Origin of the sequence: Frankia sp. AiPs1, assembly GCF_023716945.1 — a bacterium.
Lineage (GTDB): Bacteria > Actinomycetota > Actinomycetes > Frankiales > Frankiaceae > Frankia.
Window position 1 is genome coordinate 1 of sequence record NZ_JAMQQF010000832.1, and the last position, 1,868, is coordinate 1,868.

Consider the following 1,868-nt stretch of genomic DNA (forward strand, 5'->3'; position numbering starts at 1 on the left):
GGCGCGGGCACCGGGTCGTCGTGACCGGCGGACCCCGGGAGACGCCGCTGACCGCCGCCGTCGCCGGCGGACTGGCGGGGATCCGGGACCTCGGCGGGCGCACCGACCTCGCGGCCCTGGCCGGCGTGCTGGAGAGGGCCGGGGCGGTCGTCGTCGGCAACACCGGACCTGCGCATCTCGCGGCGGCCGTGGCAACGCCGGTCGTGTCGCTGTTCGCCGCCACCGTGCCGGCGGAGCGCTGGGCGCCCCAGGCCCCGCACCGGGTGCTGCTCGGCGACCAGGGCGTCGGCTGTGCCGGCTGCCATGCCCGGGACTGCCCGGTGCCCGGCCATCCCTGTCTGAGCCGGGTCGAGCCGAGCGAGGTAGTCGCCGCCGTCGAGACCCTCCTCGCGCTCGCCACGGCACCCCCGTCCGCCAAGGCACCCCCGCTCGCCACGGAACCACCGTCCGCCACGGAACCCTTGTTCGCCACTGCCACCGCCGCCCCGCCGGCCGGACCGGCCATGGCCGCCGGTCCGACCCGCCCGGACGCCCTGGAGGCATTCTGATGAACGTCTCGATGGTCTCCGAGCACGCCAGCCCGCTCGCCGCCCTCGGGGGGGTCGACGCCGGCGGGCAGAACGTGCACGTGGCCGCTCTCTCCGCGGCGCTGGCCAGCCGGGGCGTCCAGGTCACCGTGCACACGCGGCGTGACGATCCCGAGCTGCCCCGGTACGTGCGCCACGGCGCCGGCGTGCGGATCGACCATGTCCCCGCGGGACCCGCGTGCTACGTGCCCAAGGACGAGCTGCTGCCCTACATGGACGGCTTCGCCGCCGAGCTGCACCGGCAGTGGCAGTGCCGGCGTCCGGACATCGTGCACGCGCACTTCTGGATGTCGGGGCTCGCCGCGCTGCGCGCCGCCCGCCCGCTCGGCGTCCCCGTCGTGCTCACCATGCATGCCCTCGGGGTGGTCAAGCGCCGCCATCAGGGGCGCAAGGACACCTCGCCCCCGGCGCGCATCCCGCTGGAACGCCGGCTCGTCGCCGACGTCGACCAGCTCGTCGCCACCTGCACCGACGAGGTCTTCGAACTCATCCGGATGGGGGCGCCGCGGCGGCGGATCAGCGTCGTGCCATGCGGGGTCGACCTGTCCCTGTTTACCGTCGAGGGCCGGCAGTCCCCCACGAACGACCCAACGTCCCCCACCAACGGTTCGGCGTCCCCCACGAACGGCCCGGAGCTCACCACGAACGGCCCGGCCGAGCGCGTGCGGCTGTTGTCCGTCGGCCGGCTGGTGGAACGCAAGGGTGTCGGCAACGTGATCAGCAGCCTGCCGCTCCTACCGCGGGCCGAGCTCGTCGTCGCCGGCGGGCCGGCCCCGGCGGGCATCGACCACGACGCGGAGGTGGGCCGGCTGCGCCGGCTCGCGACCGAGCTGGGCGTCGCCGATCGCGTGCGCTTCCTCGGCCGGGTCGACCACGGCGACCTCCCGGCGCTGTACCGGGGGGCGGACATCGTCACCTGCGTGCCCTGGTACGAGCCGTTCGGCATCGTTCCGTTGGAGGCGATGGCCTGTGGGGTGCCCGTCGTCGCCTCCGCCGTCGGCGGGCTCGTCGACACGGTCGTGGACGGCCTGACCGGGCTGCACGTCCCACCGCGTTCCCCGGAACGCATCGCCGAGGCCCTCGCCGAGCTGATCGACGATCCGGGGTGGCGGCTCGAACTCGGCGCGCAGGGCGCCCGCCGGGCCCGCTCCCTGTTCTCCTGGGACCGGGTGGCAGCGCTCACCCTCGCCGGTTACGAGCGGCTGGCCGCCCGTGGGCCGGCCCGCCTCGGCGCCCCCGACCTGCCCGCGGGGGTGTGACGGTGGCCGCGCGGCGCGAGGC

General features: G+C 76.0%; 2 protein-coding genes. Both read left to right on the forward strand.

All coding sequences use genetic code 11. From position 1 onward, the window contains the following. The coding region (locus tag ND748_RS31090; RefSeq protein ID WP_251749875.1) for a glycosyltransferase family 9 protein at positions 1 to 548 on the forward strand (548 nt) is incomplete at its 5' end. Then, positions 548 to 1,846 carry a glycosyltransferase gene (locus tag ND748_RS31095; RefSeq protein WP_251749876.1) on the forward strand — a complete coding sequence of 433 codons (1,299 nt, stop codon included), beginning with the start codon at positions 548 to 550 and terminating at the stop codon, positions 1,844 to 1,846. The genes ND748_RS31090 and ND748_RS31095, both read left to right, overlap by 1 nt. Positions 1,847 to 1,868: the final 22 nt, after the last annotated feature.